Below are 20,553 nucleotides of genomic sequence, written 5' to 3'. Positions count from 1 at the left end.
ATCACCGCGATTGTCAACCGCAGCGAAGTCGGCTGAGGACTATGCTGCGGGAATAGTTGCTCGATTGGCGAAGTACCTGCGGCGGAAGTACAACGCCACGCTGACAAGTCCAATCAGTGTCGGAACTTCCACCAGCGGGCCAATCACTGCCGCAAAAGCCGCCCCGTGATTCACGCCGAACACAGCAACTGCAACCGCAATTGCCAGTTCGAAGTTGTTGCTTGCCGCGGTAAACGACAAAGTCGCAGCTTTGGAGTAGTCAGCCCCGACGCGTTTGCCCATATAGAAGCTAACCAGAAACATCACGACGAAGTAGATCAACAGCGGTATCGCAATTCGCACCACATCGAGCGGAATCTGCACGATCATGTTCCCCTTAAGACTAAACATCACGAGTATCGTGAACAGCAGTGCAATCAACGTGATCGGACTGATTTTGGGAATGAACACGGTGTGGTACCAATCCCTGCCTTTGGCTTTCACCAGAACATATCGAGTAATCATTCCGGCGAAGAACGGGATGCCGAGATAGATCATCACGCTTTCGGCAATCTGCCCCATTGATACCTCGACCACACTGCCTTGTAGTCCGAACCACTGCGGCACCACAGTGATGAATATCCACGCGTAAACACTGTAGAAAAGTATCTGAAATATCGAATTGAAAGCGACCAATCCCGCCGCGTAGTCAGTGTCACCGTCTGCAAGTTCATTCCAGACAATCACCATCGCTATGCAACGCGCCAAACCGATCATGATCAACCCGGTCATGTACTCGGGATATCCGGCAAGGAAGATGATCGCCAACACGAACATCAGAATAGGTCCGATGACCCAATTTTGCAGAAGCGACAATCCGAGAATTCGCCAGTTGCGAAACACCTTGCCCAGCTCTTCGTAACGCACCTTCGCCAGCGGCGGGTACATCATTAAGATCAATCCGATTGCGATTGGAATATTCGTCGTGCCGGTCTGAAACTGGTTGATGAATCCTTCAATGCCGGGATAGAAGTGACCCAAGGCCACACCGATTCCCATAGCGAGGAAAATCCAGAGTGTCAAGAAGCGATCGACGAAGCCGAGCCGCTTTGTCGGGTTGCATTCAACTGGCAACGAGCATCTCCGGCAAGGTCAGGATGTAATCGCGGATCTCGTCGCGAACGCGGCGATAATGGCGCAGAGCTTCTTCTTCGGTCTTGGCGCCTTCTGCCAAGTGCGGCGGGTCGTCGAAACTGCGATGGATAACTTTGGCTTTTCCCGGAAACAACGGACACGACTCGCGCGCGTTGTCGCAGACAGTAACCACATAGTCGAATTCAATGTTCAGAAGATCAACGACATTCTTGGAATGGTGACCTGAGATGTCTACTCCCGCTTCCGCCATCGCTTTCACTGCAAGGGGATTGAGTCCCTGCGCCTTTGTCCCGGCCGAGTAGGCGTCCATCGCAAAGCCCTTTAGATTGCGAGCCCAGCCTTCCGCCATTTGCGAACGGCAGGAATTACCGGTGCATAAGAAGAGAACTTTCAGCTTCACGATCTGATCCTGCAGCAAATGACTTCAAGGTCCGTCGCAAGGATTTCGCGCAACTTGCGGTCATCCTCGCGGATTTGAGGGGAGCGAATAAGCGTGTCCTGCAGCCAGTGCAAAGCCTGTGCCGCCGCGGAATTTTCATCCGGCTCGCTCAGGCGATAGTACACCCAGCGGCCCTCTTTGCGCGTCTCAACCAGTCCTGCTTGTTTGAGAATCGCCATGTGTTTGGATACTGTCGAAGGTGCGAGGTCGAGCAGGTCAATGAGTTGACAAACGCAAAGTTCCTGCTTGCGCAAAGACATCAGCGCCCGGACGCGACTGCCGTCAGACAGTGCCTGTCCGATTTCCGTGAGATTGTTCAATTCATCACTCATAATTCGTTATATGGCGAAATATAGCAGTGAGTTTCGTGCTGTCAAATGTTTTTAGAAAATAGTTATCCCGAAAATGTAGGCCAGACTCAGGTAAATCCCGACAATCAGGAACGTTACACCGGTAATCAATCGCGCCCATTTCTCGATTCGCGTCAACTGGTTGAACAATCCGCCGATTGATCGCGCACTCACGCCCAATACAACTCCAAGGATCATCACCGGCAACGCAGTCCCGATCCCATAACCAAGCGGCAACATCACCGCAGACTGTTGCTCGATTGAAAGGGGAATCAGACTACCGAAGAACAATGCTGCCGAGATCGGGCAGAATGAGAGCGCAAAGAGCATTCCCAACGGCACAGCACCCCAAATGCCCATAGTGCCGATTTTCTTTTGCAAGCGCTCGCCAGTTGCTGAGCCGGCACTCGTGAAGCTGATCAAATTTAGCAAGAACATCCCAGCGACAATAAGCAAGGGGCCGAGAATCTGATTCATATACTTTTGTAGAAATCGCGAAAGCTCCGGCACCGAAAGTGCGCCGCCGACCAATATTGCTCCGAGTCCGACATATGCTATCGTTCGACCAAGCGTGTAGAGTACGCCGGAAGCGACCACCAATGATGGCCGGTCAAGCCGGCGTCCAATAAACGACACTGCGGCAATATTGGTCGCCAAAGGGCAGGGGCTGATCGAGGTCAATATCCCCAGCCATAGCGCTGTGGAAATCGCGACAAAGAACGAGTCCATTACGACGCGCTCAAGTAATTGCGAATTTCTGTTTCGACATAGCCGCGAAACTCAGCTTCGGTTCCGATCAGTTCCCAGATTTGGTCGAGATTCTTCCACTTGGTCATCTTGCCGGACTTCATGTCCACGAGGACAATCGACTGCGACACGAGGCTGAAGTCCGTCTCGAAGTGCTCATTGCCTTCGCTTTCGATGTTGACTACGCGCAGTTCCAGCTTTTTCGAACCAAGCTCCTCGGCGAAGCTTTGATGGACTATCTCATGCGCCAGCGCTTCAATCCGGTTACACGTCGGACAGCGTTGTGTGCGGTGGAAGTAGTAAGCAATCACCTTGTCGCCCTCGACAGCGGCGGCTGAATCACCCTGCGAGCCGACGGCAGAGTCTGATGTGTTCCGCATGACAACTACGGTGAGGCTGACTGCGACGAACAACAACAACGCAACTGTGACTATTGATTTCAGTTTCATAAACATATCTCCAAGAGTTTCCTGTGTACTACTGAATCATTGCCTTAATCTCATCGAGCGAAGGCACACGCCCCGATACCTTGACCACGCCATCAACCGCCAGCGCCGGGGTCATCATCACGCCGAAGTTCATTATAGCGTTTATATCCGTGACTTTGAGCACTTCGCACTCGAGGTCGGCTTCTTTGGCGGCTTGCCTGGTCATCTCTTCGAGCTTCTTGCACTTCGGACAACCTGTGCCGAGTACCTGTATAAGTTTCATTGATTACTCCTATCTGTAAATTGAACCAAAAATCATTCCAGTGATCGTTGACATCACAACAACCAGTAGCACATAGACGACAGTCTTCTTTGTTCCCATGATGCCGTTGAGAACCAGCATGCTTGGCAGCGATAATGCAGGTCCTGCGAGCAATAGCGAAAGTGCCGGTCCTTTGCCCATTCCAGAACCAATCAGGCCTTGCAAAATCGGTACTTCGGTAAGTGTTGCGAAGTACATGAACGCACCAGCAACCGACGCGAACAAATTTGCCCAAATCGAATTTCCACCGACTGCAGAATTGATCCACGCCGGCGGGATTAGCGCCTCCTCTCCCGGGCGACCGAGCAGAAATCCTGCGACTAAAACACCGAAGAACAACAACGGCAGTATCTGTCGCGCAAATCCCCAGGTCTGCGCAAACCATTCGCCGCCCTCGCCTTTGTCGGTCGCTGTGATGATTGAGATCACGAATACACCAGTCACAAACGCTATCAACGGCTGTTCCCGAAACACCAACACTGCGGCCAATACCAACGCTCCACCCGCTGCGATTTTCCAAAGTGCAACCTTCATCCAGCGCACCAACACGATACCAAGGCCGACGGCGGCGGCTCCCGTCAACAGCCACTTGACGGAGTAGACTGTCGCATAAAATCCGCCGGCTTCTATGGGTGCACTCCAAGTTGCGAAGACGAGAATGAAGATTTGCAGTGCAAAGAACGTCGCCGTTTGCCAAAGCGGGCGAGTTGATTGCGACTCCGTCAATTGCATCGGTACATTGTTGCGGACAGCTTCTTCATTGCGGAAGATGAAATGCATTGCCAACCCGATAACGATGCTGAATACCACGGCGCCGATTGCCCTTGCTATTCCAAGTTCCAGGCCGAGCACTCGCGCGGTCATGATGATCGCCAGTACGTTGATCGCCGGTCCGGAATAGAGAAATGCGCTGGCCGGGCCAATCCCCGCACCCATCCGATAAATTCCGGCAAACAACGGCAGGACAGTGCACGAACACACTGCCAATATCGTTCCCGAGACCGATGCCACGCCGTAAGCCAGTATCTTGTTCGCTTTCGCGCCGAGATACTTCATCACCGATTCCTGCCGGACAAATACGCCAATCGCTCCGGCTATGAAAAACGCCGGTATCAGGCAGAGCAGGACGTGTTCGCGGGCATACCACTGTGTCAGAGCAAGGGCTTCCTGAAGCGACTTTCCGACTCTTGGTGCGTCGATGGGAAGGAAGTAAAATGCCGCAAACACTGTAGCGAGCAGTGTCAGCATTTTCCATTCAGATTTCCACGAAACAGTCATAATTGTCGCCTAACTGAATCCTCGTTGTCTGTCATTTGGCCAAATCGCCAAAGGATTCTTCAAAAAAATACTACTTCACCAGTTGCATCTGATCGCGCGCCGTCGATTTCAGTACGCCTTCGACACAACCGAAGAAATTCAAGATACATGGAACGCGAAGTTGATAAAACACCTGCGCGCCGCGTTTTTCCATCGATACGATTCCAGCATTTCTGAGAATCGAGAGGTGCTTCGAAACTGTCGAGGTATCCGCTCCAATCATTGCAGTCAACTCGCAGACGCAGCGTTCGCCCTTCGACAGTTGGTCCACCATAAACAGCCGCGTCGGATGGCCCATCGCCTTGATTACTTTGGCGCGTGCTTCGAATAGTGCTTGAGTTTTCTTATCCATCACTTCTCCTCACCTAAACAATATCGGTCATTTGGCCAAATAGCCAAGTGTTTTTTTGAGATTTTCTCAAAATAATTCTGATATCTCGGCTGGAAGCTATGTTGGTAATGCGTTATCGTCCAACGCTTTACTCATCAGCACGCTGCGGTAGTTCGTGACCTCCCATTGCTGGTGGCCGACTATCTTGTAACCAAGTCGCGAGTACCACTCGATCAGATGTATCGCCGGTTCGGCAGTATCGAGGGCCAATTCCTTCATCCCCCGTGAACGCCCGAAGTCTTCGGCGTGCTTCATCAAATAGGTCGCGATCCCGAGTCGCGAGAGCGCCGGCTCGACTGCCAGCTGACCGACGTGCGCGACGCCTTTCTTCTTGTAATAGTCGCATCCTGTCTTCCGACTCGGCTCATAGTAGCAGATTGTGCCAACGACCTTGCCGTCAAGCTCTGCCACAAAGCAATGCCCGGAGGAAACGCGGCTCTTGGTAGTGTCGACATCTTGATAGGTGGCAAGAAATCGCAGACCCATATCGGCGAGAACGCGATATGCCCGATGCAGCATATCGGTGAGATCTTCAAGCGAGTCCGACTCAGCGAGTGGTCGAATCCGCAATTCGTCTTTGAGATTAATGGTCATAGAGAGAACAAGTATTGCCAAATGAGTATCGTGCGTCAAGACTAACATTCGCCTTTGTCGAATGCTGCTTGAGTCTACGATGACCGGAAACAAAAGCAGTTGTCGAAACGTGCGCCACGGGTTATCTTACTGCCCAAACTGACAACGGAATAATATCATACTTGCGCCGCAGATTCCCAAAGCGGCATCATAAAGGAATACCCATGAACCACAACACGCTCAAATCGCTGACTTTGGCGGCAATATTGCTGCTACTGACTGCGAACCTGCTCGGAGCCGGTTATGCCGATCTCAAACCGGATCAACAGCTTGCGCAGTTCCGTACGGAGTGCATTTACGAAAATGAAGCCAAGGTCGCAATCGGCGCTCGTTTCCGACACATTCCGTCCGGATTTGTCGCCGACCTCTTCACGATTCAGTCACTGCCTCAGGCCTTCATGTGGTTCAACACAATTCCGCCATCCGATCAGGGCGAACCACATACTTGTGAACATCTTTTGCTCGGCAAAGGCACCAAGGGCCGCTATGTCGCCTCGATGGAAGATATGCTGCTTGGCGAGAGCTCGGCCTTTACGATGCAGCTTCAAACCTGCTACAGCTTCAACTGCGGTTCCGGCACTGACAATTTCTTCAAGCTGTTCGAAACCAAGCTCGATGCACTGGTTCACCCCAACTATTCAGATGAAGAAATCCGTCGCGAAGTCTGCCACGTAGGACTTACAATTGACCAATCAACCGGCACAGTCGGACTCGAAGAAAAAGGCACTGTCTACAATGAGATGGTGCGCTCGTTCGAAAGCCCTTGGGGCGAGCTGCTCCTGCAACTGGCGCGAATGGTCTATGGTCCGAATCATCCGCTCTCTTTTGAATCGGGCGGCCATCCACCGGCAATTCGTACAATGACACCGGCTGATCTTCGCCGCTTCCAAGAGGGCGCTTATCACATCAACAACATGGGTGCTGTAATCTCGATTGCTGATGATATCTCGGTTGAAAGCTGCCTTGAAAAACTCTCCCAGATTCTTAGCCGCATCGAGCCGAACACTTCGGTACAGAATGATCCTGCATCACTCAATGATCGCTTACCGGCACCAGTCGCCGCAGAGGTCGGATCAATCTCGGTCGTCGATTTCCCGGCGCAACTTCCCAGCGATCCGGGACTTCTTGTATACTCATGGCCCGCACAATTTGATCTCAACAACAATCATCGATACTTGCTTGAGTTGCTTGTAGAGAACCTCTCTGGTGATCAAACATCGCGTTTGTATAGCCGTTTGATCGATTCGCAGACGCGCCTGATGGACGTGGGGGCTGCCGGAATCGGGAGTTGGGTAAGCAATGAAAAGGGCAACCCGATTCATATTTACTTCGACGACATCAAGCGGGAATCCTGCACGCCGAAAATGATCGACTCGATACGAGAAGTCATCCTGTCCGAAATCAGTCAAATCGCTAACCTCGCCGATGGCTCTCCCGAACTTCTGGAGTTCAACCAGCGTGCACTTGAGCGCGTGACATCGCGTGAAAGAGCAATGCGCACCTTCCTGAACTCACCGCCGAGATTCGGCGAACGCAGCTCCGGCGCTCAGTGGATGACCAGTACACAGCGACTTCACGCCACTGGCGGATTCCGCCGCTCATTGGCATTTGCTGATGAGATCGCCTTTGCCCGCCAACAACTCGGCAAGAGTCAGAATGTCTGGCGTGACTATCTTGCTGCGTGGCGATTGGTGCAAAGTCCGCCATACGCAGTCGCCGCAGTCGCAAATCCGGAACTCATCGGTCGTCAGGAGAGCGAACGTCAGGCGCGAATCGATGCGTATGTCGCTAACCTCAAAGTCATTTACGGTGCAGCTTCCGACCAAGATGCGATCCAACAATTCAAAGCCGAGTATGACGCCCAAACCGCTGAGCTCGACTCCGTCGCTGCAACTATCAAGTTGCCGGGATTCGTCGAAAATCCGCCGATGACCCTCGACGATCCGCTCAAATTTGTCATTGATACAATTGCAGGTAAGGTACCTGTAGTTGCCTCGAAGTTTGAGAATGTTACCAACGCAACTGTTGGCCTTGCATTCAATCTCAATGTCATTCCCGAAAGCGATCTGCACTACATCGCCGCGCTTCCAATCATTCTGACTGATATCGGTGTCATCTCCGATAGTGGGAAGTTGTCCTTTGACCAGATGCAAAGCCGTTTGCGCACGGAAATCTCCGGACTTCACGCTTACACAAGCGTCAACTATCGCACCGAACGCGCTGAACTTGTGCTGCGTGCATCCGGAAGCACTCAGGCTGAAGGTCTCAAATCGCTTGATTGGCTAGATGACGTTCTCTTCGATACTTATCTCGAACCGGAGAACTTGCCGCGTATTCGCGATGCTATCGACTACTCACTCGCTGGTATTCGCAGTACCATGCGTGGTTCGGAGGAATCGTGGGTCGAGGGTCCAGCCGATGCCTATTGGCGGCAGTCCAATCCGCTGCTTCTGGCCACCGACTGTTTCATGACCAAGTCCTTCAATCTCTATCGCGTCAAGTGGATGCTCAAGGACACCGGTGATCCCAACAAGCCCGAGAGCTTCGTCAAGTTCCTTGAGGCGCTTGCTGCCAAAGGCGCCGGGCTTGATCGGAAACAGCTTGGCGATCTGCTGGCGACTCTTTCAGGAGATTCGAAATTTGCCTGGGCTTCGGCAATCGTCGTCGATCTCACTGCCAAGTACCTGATTGCCGATTCGCGAAACGCTGGATTGATACAAGATGTCGCCCGTGATCTGCAGCGAGTTCTCAGCGACATCCCCGATGCGTCGTTGGCGACCGACTGGCAATTCCTTTGTTGGCAAACGGCGCGCGACGCTTCAATGGATTACAACACTGCGCTCGCTCAGATTCGTGATGTCCTTGTCAAATTGCGCCACACGGACAATGTCCGTGCATTCATGATTTCAAGTACGCCGACCAAGGATGCCCTGATGCCGCGATTGACCGGAATCATCGGCAAGCTCGACCCGAAACCATCAGTGCGCCAGAAGTACAGAACGGAGCCATTGGTAGTTAATCGCCTGCGCGAGCGCGCACCAGATACCGGCGCTCCGATCTACGTGGGACTTGTAAACGAGAATACCCGATCGGGAGTATTCGTCATTACCGCTGACTGTGCACACTTCGCTAACCATACGCCGGAAACGCTGATTGATTTTCTTGCCGCACGACTCTATGGCGGTGGTGGTGCGCACAGCATGTTCATGAAAACCTGGGGCGCCGGCCTTGCCTACTCCAACGGCTTGCGTAGTCGTGAATCAACCGGGCGAATTGTCTATTACGCCGAACGTTGCCCCGACCTTGCCCAAACAATGCAATTTGTTGTCGGTGAGCTAAAGAAGGCGCCGCACGATCCGGCGCTGGGAGCCTACACAGTCGCACAGGCGTTCAATGCCAATCGCGCAGGAATGACGTATGAAACCCGCGGCGAGTCGATGGCGCGTGATCTGGTTGATAACATCTCTCCGCAAAGCGTTCGCCGATTCCGCCAGGGGATTCTCGAACTTCGCGGTCGTCCCGATTTCTACGACCAGGTCCAAGCTCGGATGGAAGCTGTCTACGGTCTCTTACTGCCGGACTATGGTCCTAATGGCACGGAGTCGGTGGCAAAGAGCAATGCCGTGAATTTCGTCATCGGACCGGAGAAGCAGTTTGAATCGTACGAACGCTACTTAGAGAGCGTTGAACCGGGTGCGAAGCTCTACCGTCTCTATCCTCGTGATTTCTGGATGGTAAGCAAGTAGCAAACCCACCAATAAGCAGAAAGCCCTGTCGACTCATTGGCCGACAGGGCTTTTGTTCCCCGCCTCAGTTTAGTCTGATCTCTTATTCCTTTTTATCGCCTTGTTCGTCGCTGCTCTGTTCACCATTTCCATGGCCGTTTTTCTTGCCGAACATCCGGCGATACCACTTCGGATGGTGATGCTTCACTGACTCTTCTGTCACGCGACCGGTAATCCATGCAAAGGACATCGGGTACTGCTCCGGATGGAATATCACGAAGAAGAAGTGGAATACGGCAATTGCCAGCGTTGCCAGCCAGGCTTCATAATAGTGAATCGTTTCTGAAACCTTGACCACCCAAGGCGGCAAGAAGCCGGTGAAGAACGTCGGGAACCAGAGTACAAATCCGGTCAGAACCATTGCAATCGTACCCCAAACGAGTGCCCAGTATTCGGCTTTTTCCGTGTAGTCATACATATCGTACTGCGGACGCTTGTCAGTCATTCCAAGATGGAATTTGAGATTCTGGAAGATGTCGGTGAGGTCCTGTTTAACCGGCATCAAACCGCGCAATTGTTCCTTGCCGCGCTGTGACAGGAACAAGAACAAACCATGATGAATCGAAATGTAAATTAAGAACACGGCCGCTATTCTGTGAATGATACTGCGCGCGTCCTCGTAAATGCCGAATATGTTGAGTATCCAGACCCACCACGAGTCAGGGAATCGCAATGCAAACCCGGTGATGACCAATGTTATGAACGCAACGGTCAAGACAAGATGTTGGAATACCATATTGCCCGTGAAACGCAACACCGTCGGCTGTGCCTTGTTTTGACGATGCTTCTGTATGACAAAAGCTCCAATGATGATACCGTTATGGGCAAGCATTCCGCCAATGACAACTACGATCGCCAGTATGTAGATGAGGCGCACCCAGCGGTCGATTGGATTGAACTCCTGCTGCGCCGTCCTGTGCGTATAGCTCGTTGCAAAAGCAAGATTCGCGCGCGGGTGGCAAGTCTGACAGGTTTCAACGATGTTCTCTTTGCTTACCGATGATGCCGGATTTGTGGACGGCAAGATATCATGTGCCCGATGGCAGGAGATACAATTTGCTGCCTTAATTGATCCGCCGCGTATTGCCAAGCCGTGGTAAGAATCTTGGTAAGACGTGAATCTTCCTTCGGTAAATCCGAATTTCTCCATCAATTGCGGATCGTTGTGACATTTGCCGCAAACATAATCAGCGAGATTCGACTGATTGACCGGTGAATCCGGGTCGCCGATGCGACGGATTTCATGTTCACCGTGACAGTCGGTGCAGTTGGGCGCATCCAGAATTCCAGCTTCAAGCGCTTTGCCGTGTATACCGCGGAAGTATTGGATGCTGATGTCATTATGACACTTTGCACACGTCTTCGGGAGATTCTGCTTGTTGACCATTGAGGTCCGGTCGGAAGCCTTCTTGATATCGTGTGTACCGTGACAATCATTGCACGATGCCGCCGAGCCGATTCCTTTTTGAATTCCCTCGGCATGAATACCGCGAATGTAACGGTCAAACGAATCGGCAATTCTAATGTCGGTGTCTGATTTTAATGCTATTCGGTGATGGCACGTCGCGCAGGTGTTCGGAAGATTCTTCGCCGAGGTCGCTGAAGCGGGATTCGACTGCGGCAAGATACTGTGACTGCCATGACAAGATTGACAGGTCGGAGAATTAGGGTTATCCAGCGCCAATCCGTGCGCCGAACTCATGAATATCGTATTGACGTCTTCATGACAGGTATTGCACTGCGCCGGTTTCAAAGCGTCCTCATGTGGAAAATCAGTAACGCCTGCCAAGTCAGTGTGACAATCGACGCACTCGAGGCCGCCGTGCAGAGATGCCGCCAGGGAATCGAGGTGCACAAACATACTGACTTCGGTACCGTCACGATGTGCGCCAGTCAGCGTATTGTCCGAATGGCACTCCATGCAGGCATCATTGCTTGATGCTGCGAGAATTACTGGAAAGCACACCAACAAACCAATGGCAATCAGCACCTCTTTTATCAGAGGCCGCTTTCCTGAAAATCGCCTACTCTGTTTCACGATAACTTCTCCATATAAATGAAAATATACAAATTCGACCCATATTGCAACTTATCAATTCTCTCATCATGCTGTCAAATGCCCCAGAATAATCAAGAAGAGCAGGAAGAATCCGGTAAGGAGCGCGATTGTTCCCCAAACATATGAAATGATGGACAATACCAACCCCAGCGGCTTTTTCTGATGTTGTTCAAGTTCGCCGGCTTCGCGTAGTCGTTCGTACTCCAGCGGGCGCTCTTCCATGAGTTCTTTTTCCGAAATGCGGCCAGTATAAACCGATACATCCATCGGGAACTTGCTGGCACGTAAGTGCGTGTTGAAGAAATGAACGATGAAGATAAATGCCGTTGCCAGCAGAGCTTCTTCCTTGTGGACAGTGTCGGCAAGGCTAATGACGCCGCCGCCAAGCAGATTCCCGAAGAATTCTTCCTTCCATCTCAATAGGCCTGAGAGCCCGATCACAAACACACCCCAGAATACCGCGAAGTAGTCAAACTTCTCCCAGTACGTCCAGCGGTCAAACTGCGGATGCTTGCCTTTGTTGAAGAACCATTTCAGATGCGCCATAAAGTCGCTCAGGTCTTTCATTCGGAACATCAACGTATTCGGACCAGTCAGCATCTCACGAATACTCGACTTGCGCAGTTTGAAGGCGAGGAAGATGAGATGCGCAAGGAAGTAGAATCCGGTAACCGCAGCCGCAATGTAGTGAAGCGTCTGCGCCGATTGCAGTGACATGACATTGCTGAACATCCACTTCGCCAAATCTGTGTGAGCGTATGATTGCGGTAATCCGGTGAAGGCCAACGTCAGGAAGCTAATGTTGACAAGTATGTGTAAGAAGCGATGGAAGCCGTCAATGCGGCCATAGTAGGTTTCCTTCTTCACCACTCGAGTTCTGATGCCGCGCTGGAACCACAGCATCGTGTGGAAACCAAATGCACCAAGTACCGCGATCAACAGCACTGTCATCATTCCCGTGACAAGACTATTGAATTTGCCCCAGCCTCCGGTGACTTGCCTGTTTTCGTCCTTGGTGTCGCGCTCGAGCGAAGTTAGGACACTGTCTTCGCGCGCACTCGCCAGACCCGCCTGCAATTCCTCGGCGCTTGGTTTGACCGGGTGAACCAGGTATGACACGAACCGATCATTGGCGCGTGGATGACACTGCTTGCAAGTTTCGACGATATGCCCGCGCGCTACGGACGACGAAGAGTCTGCCGGCTCCTGAATCGAGTGAGAACCGTGGCAGTTTGTGCAGACTGCAAATTTGACCTCGTCCGTACCGGTCTCAAAAAGCTTGCCGTGATAGGTCTCCTTGTAGCCTTCAACCACATAAGGATTGGTCTGGAACTTCAGCATCTTGTCCTTATCGGAATGGCACTTGGAACAAACCGCCACGATGCCTTCGGGTGTGAACTGCTCTTTGGTCTTCTTGATGTCAATCTCACCGTGACAATCGGTACAGGTCGGCGCCTCGAGAATTCCCTGTGCGCGTGCGCGCCCATGAATGGACTGCTTATATTGGCGGTTTTCTTCGGCGTGGCAGTTAATGCACTCTGTACGGCGATGTTTAACCGCTTCGTTGTCGAGTCCGGGAAGATTCCAGTGATAAGTATGGCACTTCGTGCAGTTCGCTTCCGAGCCGTCGGCGTTGAGCATCATCAACTCGCCGTGGGCAAGATTCTCTTTGGTATGCCGCTCACCCGAGTGGCAGATATTGCACTGATTGGCAATTCCGCCCTCTTTGAAAATCGACTCATTAATTGAAGCCATATCCGTCTGGTGTCCGGTATGACACGATGCACACGATATCGACCCCGGATCTATGCCGGGCTCGCGGTGAAGACTCTCTTTATGCCCGGGGTGGCAATTGTTGCAAACATCGGAAATCTGACCGGCGCCAACGCGCGATTTCGGATCGGACGGCTTGCGGATGTCATGCTTCTCATGGCAACTGGTGCAAACCGGCGCTTTAGTGTTGCCGCCTTCCATTTCATGAAAGTGCCGCGAGTGAACGTAAGTCTCAATGTCTCGTTGGTGGCACTTGGAGCAAATATCGACGATCTCCTGCTTGTACTCCGTTTCAGTCATGACCTCTTTTTCGATTTGAAGTGGGCATCATGACAGGTCGTGCAAATGGGATAATTACGATTGTCTTCCTGATACTTCTGGAAATGGTAGCTCTGCTTGTATTCGGCAGCCTGCTTCGGGTGACACCGCTCGCAAACGATTTTCATGCTTAGTTCTTTTTGAGCGTTGTGCGTGCCATGGCATTCTTTGCAATCGGGAATGTTCTCTTTCCCTTTTCCCTTAAGCATCTTGTAGAAATATTCCATCCAGGTCGCGCTGACAACCTTATGACAGGGCTCGCACTGCACCGGCTTGTATTCGGTGAAGTGCGGCACGTCTTCGAAATTGGCGCCTTCCTGGTTGTGGCAGTCGACACAAGCCATTCCTTTATGGACCGAACTATGGAGGCTGTCGCCGCTAACAAATACAGACTTGCCGGATTCCGACTCAAGTGTGTTGTCCGAATGACAATCGAGGCAAAGCTGGTTGTCCGGTTTCTTTGATTCTTCTTCCTGTGCATAAACAAATGCCCAGGCACTCAGTATCAGAGCGGCCATTGCCAATATTGTCGTTGACAATAGGCGAAAGGGGCGACTTGCTGTTTGATTCACTGACATTGCCATATCCTCATTCAAGATTATCATTTTCGGGGAAGACTGCGGCAAAGGCCCGCAGCAAAGATCGGTACATTGTTGGCTACAATCTCGTCGCACCGGTAAACTCTACCCTGCGAATTCTTCCACAGAGTCAGGCCGAGGGCACAGTCAAACACCATTCCCATGAAACAGCGCGCTGTGATTTCGGTGTTCGAATCGGAAATCAGTCCTTGTGACTGAAGGCGGTCGAGTTGAACCTGAAGGAACTTTGCGTGACGGCCGCGAATTGCCTGATAGACAGCCTTGGCTTTGGCATGACCGCCCAAGGCGGAATAAAGCAGAAGACGATAGACTTCCTGGTGCTTCTGCGAACATTCCAGCAGTTGGGTGGCCAAACGCGCCAGCAATTGCTCGATATCATTTTCGGTCGCTAATTCCGGGTAGATATCGTCGCACTGAAGCCGGCTTTCGAGTGAGTCGAGTACAGCTTCATAAATCAGTTCCTTGGAAGCAAAGTACCGATAGAGCGCAGGCTCCGTCACGTTGCACGCTGCTGCCAATCGCTTAGTCGTTACCTTGTCATAGCCTTCAACTGAGAATAGCTTGGTTGCCTCTTCCAGTATCTGATGGCGTCTGTCTTCTGCCGCTAACTTCATCTTTCCTCCATCGTCCCCGGCTAAACTTGACTAAGTGGGCGACGTTGTAGTTAACACTAACTAACAGGTTCGGCAGTGTCAAGCGAAAACTGAGTGATTTTGTTACTTTTTTCACAATCTCGGACTTGACAAGACCACGATTGCGAGCGTAGTTTATTGGTTAACTTAAAGATGGAAAGAGAGATAGCGAATAGTGCGATTGTCTTCGAGATGCCGTTTTTCGTAAGCAGTCTGTATCTTCAGGAGTTGATTTTCCGTTGAACTGCCATATACATCGTCTACTTTGTCAACTAGCTGCGCGCCGCAGTTAGTGACTACTTTTTGAGTGTAGGCGAACAGATTCGGCTCATCAGTTTTCAGGTGGATTAACCCGCCGGGGCGCAGGATTCTCCTGTAAAGACTGATGAAATCAGGGGAAGTCAGCCGTTTCTTGGCGCGGCACTGGCTCAAAAATGGATCGGGAAAAGTGATCCATATTTCGGCCACCTCGTCGGTTCCGAAGCAGTCCGCTATCCTCTCAATCGGCATGCGCAGGAATGCAACGTTGGCAAGTTTGAGATTCAGCGCTGCTTTCGCCCCAGTCCACATCCGGGCGCCCTTGAGATCGACTCCGACAAAATTGCGTTCAGGATACATTTGCGCCATGGCGACGGTGTATTCGCCTTTACCGCAGGCCAATTCCAGCGTTATGGGGTTGTCATTGTGAAAGAAGTCACGATGCCAGCTTCCGCGCAGGTCCGTGAGCATCTGGATTACGTGAGGGAATGTGGCTATTTCGGCGAATCTTTTCAGCTTCTTCTTCGGCATCAGTGCTTCCTATTCCTGCTCTCACCCGTTGGGGTCTGCCAGAATAGGGGAGAATTGGCTGATTGTCAAGTAGCCGCTCTGATCTGAAGCTTTGACAGGGCGCAAAAAAAACCGTGTTGAAGCTCCCCAACTTAGCTCCAACACGGACGGACCTTATCCCCTTTGAACATGAGACTTTATATCATCTCAAGTATCCCCTTTTGATGCTCTTGTCCCTACCTATTGCAATTCTCGTGCCATAGTTCAGAATACTCAATCACCTTCCATATTCGCTTAAACGACAACAGCCTGCCGCAATCGCGCGACAGGCTGTTGATCCGCTTGGTCCGTTCGTTTTATCGAATCGGAACTACTATCGAAACAGCTGTTTCAATTGGCACTGAATTCCGTGTACGTCGGCGTCGAAAGATAACGCTCGCCGGTGTCACAAATGAAGGTTACGATCAGCTTGCCTTTGTTTTCCGGTCTCGAAGCAACTTTCACTGCCGCCGCGATATTCGCTCCTGCCGAAATGCCGAGAAGAATGCCCTCTTGCCTGACCACTTTTCTGGTCATATCGATCGCCTCCTCATTCTCAATCGTGAGAATCTCATCAGCCAAATCGATATCCAAAACATCCGGCTTAAATCCGGCGCCAATCCCCTGAATGGGATGCGGCCCTTTTGTGCCTTTCGAAAGGAACGGCGAAGCTGCCGGCTCGACGGCAACGACTTTCAGCCCCGGTTTGCGCGATTTGAGTACCCGGGCACAGCCCGTGATCGTTCCGCCCGTGCCGATTGCTGAAACGATTACGTCAACTCCACCATCAGTGTCTTTCCAGATCTCCTCAGCAGTGGTCTTGGCATGAATATCTGGATTTGCCGAGTTCTTGAACTGCTGCGGCATGAAATAGCGCGAATCGCTTGCAACAGTATCTTCGGCGCGTTTCAGCGCGCCTGGCATTCCTTCGCTCCCCGGTGTCAATACTAACTCAGCGCCAAACGCCTTGAGCAGGTTCCTTCGCTCGACCGACATTGTTTCCGGCATAAACAGCATCAACTTGTAGCCCTTCATCGCGCAGACGAATGCCAACGCAATGCCGGTATTCCCAGAGGTCGGCTCAACAATGATGGTGTCCTTAGAAATCTTACCCGCTCGCTCGGCTGCTTCAATCATAGCCAGGCCGATTCGGTCCTTGACAGATGAGCAGGGGTTGAAGGATTCAAGTTTGCCTACGACACGCCCCGGCAAATTGCCGGCAACGCGATCAAGATAGACCAACGGCGTATTGCCAATAAGGTCGGTAATGCTTCCAGCGATTTTCATATTTCACTCTCCTCGCAATTCAAATCCAATACATTTCAGCTGCTAATCCGGACGAACGAATAATATCTGCCAATGTCGTAGCTGCCAGGTTACGGTGCAAGAGGGCAAACTGCTCATTCATGATCTTGACAAGCGACTTTCCAATCGGGTCGTCCGGGCCGACTCGCTCGGTTACTGTGCTTGGCAGCACAAACTCGCTTGATCCCTCGCATACCGAGATTACCTCGGCCAAGGTAATCTCTTGTGGTACTCTCGCCAACTGATAGCCACCGGCCGCTCCGCGAGTTGACTTCACGATGTCAGTGGCTCTGAGCCGCGAAAACACCAACTCCAGAAACCTGATCGGCAGATTCTGTCTGGTGGCAATTTCCCCGGATTCCGATGAATTTGCCTTTCGAATTTACTGCCAGATAAATGAGCGCGCTAATGCCATAGTACGACCGGTTTGTTATCATGCTTTAATTATCCTACAATGATTGTCTTCTTTAACTATGGTATATACGCAAAATCCTATAGGATATTGCGAATTCATAGCAAAGATAGCCCGACTTTATTTGTAGGGCTCGCGTGGTGGTGAGAATGCAGGATATTTTCTCATTCAAAGTCTGATTTTGTGGTACTCGATAGCTCTGCGATAGAGCTTTGTGAAATTCTGATTCCTGCTTATACTGGAATCTGAATGAAAGTATCATTCGCGCTCGTTTCAATTAACGATAACGATGGATAACCAAGAACAAATGCGCTCTGCCTCAGTCTTTCTCCACGGTTCCTATCCTACGGAACAGGCCGAATTCTACCGCCGTGCCATTGTTCACAATCGCGAAGGGCGTTTAGTAATCGCCGCCGACGGCGGACTCCATGCTGTTCGAGTCTCTTGGACTCAAACCAGACCTCATAATAGGCGATTTTGATTCTGTCGATCCTACGGTATTGCAGAAGTACAATGAAATCGAGATGATCCGCTACCCGGAAAGAAAAGACGCAACCGACGGCGAATTGGCCATCCGCGCAGCATTAGAGCGGGGCTGTGATGATATTGAGCTGTACGGTGCTATCGATACGCGTTACGAGACAGATCACCTTCTGGCAAATCTGCTTTTGCTCAAACTTGCCCGAGGATTGATGAAAGACCCGGCAACTGCCAGAAGCGTTCGTGCAGTCGACCATCGCCAGCACATCTACTTGGTGGAAAATGAGAAATTGCAGTTGGCAGGGAAGTCCGGCGACTTCGTTTCGATCATTCCATTGAACGAGAAGATCGCTGTCTCAATCATCGGTGTAGAATGGGAATTGGATAAGAGCGAAGTCACAATGGGGTCGACGTGGACACTTCGCAATCGCTTTGCTTCAAGCAGCGCAGATATTGCCATTGCAGGCACTGCGCTGGTCGTCCATCGCCATTCTTAGTAGAGACTGCCTCGCAGCTACATTCCGAGACTGCCAAGACCGGGAATATTCAACCCGCCGGTGAGACCCGACATCGTCTCTTGCTGAAGCGCGTTAGCATCTGCCTGTGCCTGGCTAATCGCTGACACGATCAACTCTTCAAGCATCTCCACATCGCCTTCTTTCAGGACTTCCGGATCAATCTTGATCTCCTTGAGATCACCCTTGCCGGTAACGACCGCGCGAACCATACCGCCGCCGGCGGTTGCCTCGACGCGCTTATTATCAAGCTCTTCCTGCAGTTCCATCATCTTGGCCTGCATCTTCTGAACTTGCTTCATCATATCGCCAAAACCTTTGGCCATTGTTCACTCCGTTTCTATCTTCAGTTGCTTTTCTTGCTCGTTAACTGGGCCGCAATACAGATGCGCTTATCTTTCTTTCAACTCGCGTCGAGCGATGATCTCCGCATCGAAAATCTCGACTGCCTTTGCCACCAGCGGATGGTCCTCGCGTTCTCCTTCGGCAAGCTGCCCTCCCGAATTTCCAGAACTGGCCTCCGGTTTCGGTGTCCATTGTGCATCTACAAAGAAACTAAATCGCAACTCGCGACCCGTCGCCTCGCGGATGATGCCCTCGAGCGTTTGTTGCTGCGCGCGGTCCTGGAAATACCGTACGTGCACTTCGCCATGCCGGTCAAATGCCACCGCCAGTTTGTTTCCTTCAATCGAACGTGCCTGAGCCATTGAAAGTTTGATCTGGAGATTCCGATGTTGTGATTTCAGAGCCAACATGAACTTCTGCCAGATCTCTTGAACGTCGGTATCAGTCGCAGGAGTTGGAACTGGTTGCGGTTGCGTTGTCGGAATTGAAGCGGTTTTAGGTGCCGGCTCAGGTGCCGGACGAGTCAATTCGAGTTTTTTTTTTGACTCCGCCGGTGCTGCGGATGTTGGTGAAGTAGTTATTGGCTCTCCGCCGGCCAAAGATCGCAGTGCCGATTCAATCGAGATTGTGCTCTCCATCTGCATCAGCTTCAGGAAAGCCAATTCAATATTGATCACCGGATCGAATCCGTCGCGAAGCTTCTGTTCCAATGCGACCAGAAGATTCTGAATTCTCAATAGATCATTAAGCGAATAGCCTTGTCCGATTGACTTGTACTCGGCCGCTTCATCAGTTGTAATCCCGTATTCTCCGCTGATATCCGGCGCCGCCTTGAGAACCAACATCATGCGGATCTCTTCCTGGAATCCGCGAATGAACTCCGCTGCGCCGACACCGGCCTTGAGCACGCTGTCAATCTTATCAATTATCCCGGCCGCATCCTGCGAACGAATCATCGAAATCAGCGCCCGGTACTCAGATCGCGGGAGAATTCCCAACGCATCCGAGAGCAACTTGACATCAATGACGTCATGCTGCCACGAAGCCACCTGATCCAAAATCGAAAGTGAATCACGAAGTGAACCGTCGCCACGCTTCGCCAATTCGGCGATGGCATCGTCGGTGATCTTGAGATTCTCTTTAACAGCAATTCCACTAAGAGCGCTGCGAAGCTCCGATTCAGGGATTCGTTTGAAATCGTAGCGCTGACAACGCGAGAGTATCGTTTGGGGAACTTTGTGGACTTCCGTCGTTGCGAAGATAAACACCGCATGTGCCGGGGGTTCTTCCAGCGTTTTCAACAAGGCATCAAATGCCGATCCGCTCAAGCGATGGACTTCGTCGATGATGTAGACTTTGTGCTTGCCGCCGACTGGAGCATACTTGATCGCTTCGCGCAATTCGCGGATATCGTCAACTGACGTGTGCGATGCCGCATCAATTTCGAGAATGTCAAGAGACCTGCCTTTAACGATACCTATGCACGAATCGCATTGGTCGCATGGTTCGACACCCTGAGGCGAAGCACAATTCAGGCGTTTTGCAAGAATGCGCGCCACCGAAGTTTTGCCCGTGCCGCGCACACCACAGAATAAGTATGCCTGACTGACACGGTCAAACTCGATGGCTTTGGTCAGAGTCTCAGTGATGTGTTTTTGGGCTAATACATCACCGAACTTCTGCGGGCGATACTTGCGTGAAAATACGAAATAGCTCATCAGCAGATTCTGTTGCAGTCTGCCCTCTTTCGGGCAGCTTTCAA

20 protein-coding genes are annotated in these 20,553 nt (G+C 51.6%); 2 read left to right on the top strand and 18 right to left on the bottom strand.

Annotated features, from left to right (window positions below; all coding sequences use genetic code 11):
* Positions 1-39: 39 nt before the first annotated feature.
* The 9 genes from arsB to IPH59_14685 all read right to left on the bottom strand — a co-directional run bounded on the left by arsB (position 40) and on the right by IPH59_14685 (position 5,722).
* Positions 40-1,038, bottom strand: a complete 999-nt coding sequence (arsB, locus tag IPH59_14725) for an ACR3 family arsenite efflux transporter (GenBank protein MBK7092948.1) — start codon at positions 1,036-1,038, stop codon at positions 40-42.
* Positions 1,039-1,102: 64 nt separating this feature from the next.
* Positions 1,103-1,537: an arsenate reductase ArsC gene (locus IPH59_14720; GenBank protein MBK7092947.1), complete on the bottom strand. Its 435-nt coding sequence runs from the start codon at positions 1,535-1,537 to the stop codon at positions 1,103-1,105.
* A complete protein-coding gene (locus IPH59_14715) occupies positions 1,531-1,905 on the bottom strand; it encodes a winged helix-turn-helix transcriptional regulator (GenBank protein MBK7092946.1) in 375 nt (124 codons plus the stop codon). Before IPH59_14715 ends, IPH59_14720 begins: the two co-directional genes overlap by 7 nt.
* A 51-nt stretch (positions 1,906-1,956) precedes the next feature.
* The gene (locus tag IPH59_14710; protein ID MBK7092945.1) at positions 1,957-2,652 is read right to left on the bottom strand and encodes a sulfite exporter TauE/SafE family protein; all 696 of its coding nucleotides are present in this window, start codon (positions 2,650-2,652) and stop codon (positions 1,957-1,959) included.
* Positions 2,652-3,119, bottom strand: coding sequence for a hypothetical protein (locus IPH59_14705; protein MBK7092944.1), 468 nt, complete (start codon positions 3,117-3,119; stop codon positions 2,652-2,654). Before IPH59_14705 ends, IPH59_14710 begins: the two co-directional genes overlap by 1 nt.
* A 28-nt stretch (positions 3,120-3,147) precedes the next feature.
* The gene (locus tag IPH59_14700; GenBank protein ID MBK7092943.1) at positions 3,148-3,381 is read right to left on the bottom strand and encodes a TM0996/MTH895 family glutaredoxin-like protein; all 234 of its coding nucleotides are present in this window, start codon (positions 3,379-3,381) and stop codon (positions 3,148-3,150) included.
* 9 nt (positions 3,382-3,390) lie between these two features.
* Positions 3,391-4,698: a permease gene (locus IPH59_14695; GenBank protein MBK7092942.1), complete on the bottom strand. Its 1,308-nt coding sequence runs from the start codon at positions 4,696-4,698 to the stop codon at positions 3,391-3,393.
* 70 nt (positions 4,699-4,768) lie between these two features.
* Positions 4,769-5,089: a winged helix-turn-helix transcriptional regulator gene (locus tag IPH59_14690; GenBank protein MBK7092941.1), complete on the bottom strand. Its 321-nt coding sequence runs from the start codon at positions 5,087-5,089 to the stop codon at positions 4,769-4,771.
* Between the two features lie 96 nt (positions 5,090-5,185).
* Positions 5,186-5,722: a GNAT family N-acetyltransferase gene (locus IPH59_14685; GenBank protein ID MBK7092940.1), complete on the bottom strand. Its 537-nt coding sequence runs from the start codon at positions 5,720-5,722 to the stop codon at positions 5,186-5,188.
* A 203-nt stretch (positions 5,723-5,925) separates the two neighbouring features.
* Between IPH59_14685 and IPH59_14680 the strand changes: the two genes are divergently transcribed.
* Complete coding sequence (locus tag IPH59_14680; protein MBK7092939.1) at positions 5,926-9,507, top strand: hypothetical protein; 3,582 nt, start codon at positions 5,926-5,928, stop codon at positions 9,505-9,507.
* Between the two features lie 82 nt (positions 9,508-9,589).
* Here the strand turns inward: IPH59_14680 and IPH59_14675 are convergent, their stop codons facing one another.
* From IPH59_14675 to IPH59_14645, 7 genes are all read right to left on the bottom strand, one after another.
* The gene (locus tag IPH59_14675; GenBank protein ID MBK7092938.1) at positions 9,590-11,584 is read right to left on the bottom strand and encodes a cytochrome c3 family protein; all 1,995 of its coding nucleotides are present in this window, start codon (positions 11,582-11,584) and stop codon (positions 9,590-9,592) included.
* Positions 11,585-11,650: 66 nt separating this feature from the next.
* Positions 11,651-13,678: a hypothetical protein gene (locus IPH59_14670; protein MBK7092937.1), complete on the bottom strand. Its 2,028-nt coding sequence runs from the start codon at positions 13,676-13,678 to the stop codon at positions 11,651-11,653.
* Positions 13,675-14,274, bottom strand: a complete 600-nt coding sequence (locus IPH59_14665; GenBank protein MBK7092936.1) for a hypothetical protein — start codon at positions 14,272-14,274, stop codon at positions 13,675-13,677. The genes IPH59_14670 and IPH59_14665 overlap by 4 nt, the downstream gene beginning before the upstream one ends.
* Positions 14,275-14,297: 23 nt before the next feature.
* Complete coding sequence (locus tag IPH59_14660; GenBank protein MBK7092935.1) at positions 14,298-14,909, bottom strand: TetR/AcrR family transcriptional regulator; 612 nt, start codon at positions 14,907-14,909, stop codon at positions 14,298-14,300.
* Between the two features lie 165 nt (positions 14,910-15,074).
* Positions 15,075-15,716, bottom strand: a complete 642-nt coding sequence (gene trmB, locus IPH59_14655; GenBank protein MBK7092934.1) for a tRNA (guanosine(46)-N7)-methyltransferase TrmB — start codon at positions 15,714-15,716, stop codon at positions 15,075-15,077.
* A 369-nt stretch (positions 15,717-16,085) separates the two neighbouring features.
* A complete protein-coding gene (cysK, locus tag IPH59_14650; protein MBK7092933.1) occupies positions 16,086-17,021 on the bottom strand; it encodes a cysteine synthase A in 936 nt (311 codons plus the stop codon).
* A gap of 19 nt (positions 17,022-17,040) precedes the next feature.
* Positions 17,041-17,421: an Rrf2 family transcriptional regulator gene (locus IPH59_14645; GenBank protein ID MBK7092932.1), complete on the bottom strand. Its 381-nt coding sequence runs from the start codon at positions 17,419-17,421 to the stop codon at positions 17,041-17,043.
* A gap of 458 nt (positions 17,422-17,879) precedes the next feature.
* Here IPH59_14645 and IPH59_14640 point away from each other — a divergent pair, with 458 nt between their 5' ends.
* Positions 17,880-18,428 (top strand): thiamine diphosphokinase, encoded by a 549-nt coding sequence (locus tag IPH59_14640; protein MBK7092931.1) that lies wholly within the window; start codon positions 17,880-17,882, stop codon positions 18,426-18,428.
* A gap of 17 nt (positions 18,429-18,445) precedes the next feature.
* Here the strand turns inward: IPH59_14640 and IPH59_14635 are convergent, their stop codons facing one another.
* Both IPH59_14635 and dnaX read right to left on the bottom strand, forming a co-directional pair.
* A complete protein-coding gene (locus IPH59_14635; GenBank protein ID MBK7092930.1) occupies positions 18,446-18,772 on the bottom strand; it encodes a YbaB/EbfC family nucleoid-associated protein in 327 nt (108 codons plus the stop codon).
* Between the two features lie 66 nt (positions 18,773-18,838).
* Positions 18,839-20,509, bottom strand: coding sequence for a DNA polymerase III subunit gamma/tau (dnaX, locus tag IPH59_14630; GenBank protein MBK7092929.1), 1,671 nt, complete (start codon positions 20,507-20,509; stop codon positions 18,839-18,841).
* Between the last annotated feature and the right edge of the window lie 44 nt (positions 20,510-20,553).

It is taken from the genome of bacterium (genome assembly GCA_016708315.1).
Lineage (GTDB): Bacteria > Zixibacteria > MSB-5A5 > CAIYYT01 > CAIYYT01 > JADJGC01.
The sequence above is the reverse complement of the archived record's forward strand: the minus strand, read 5'-3'. Positions and strand labels throughout refer to the sequence as shown.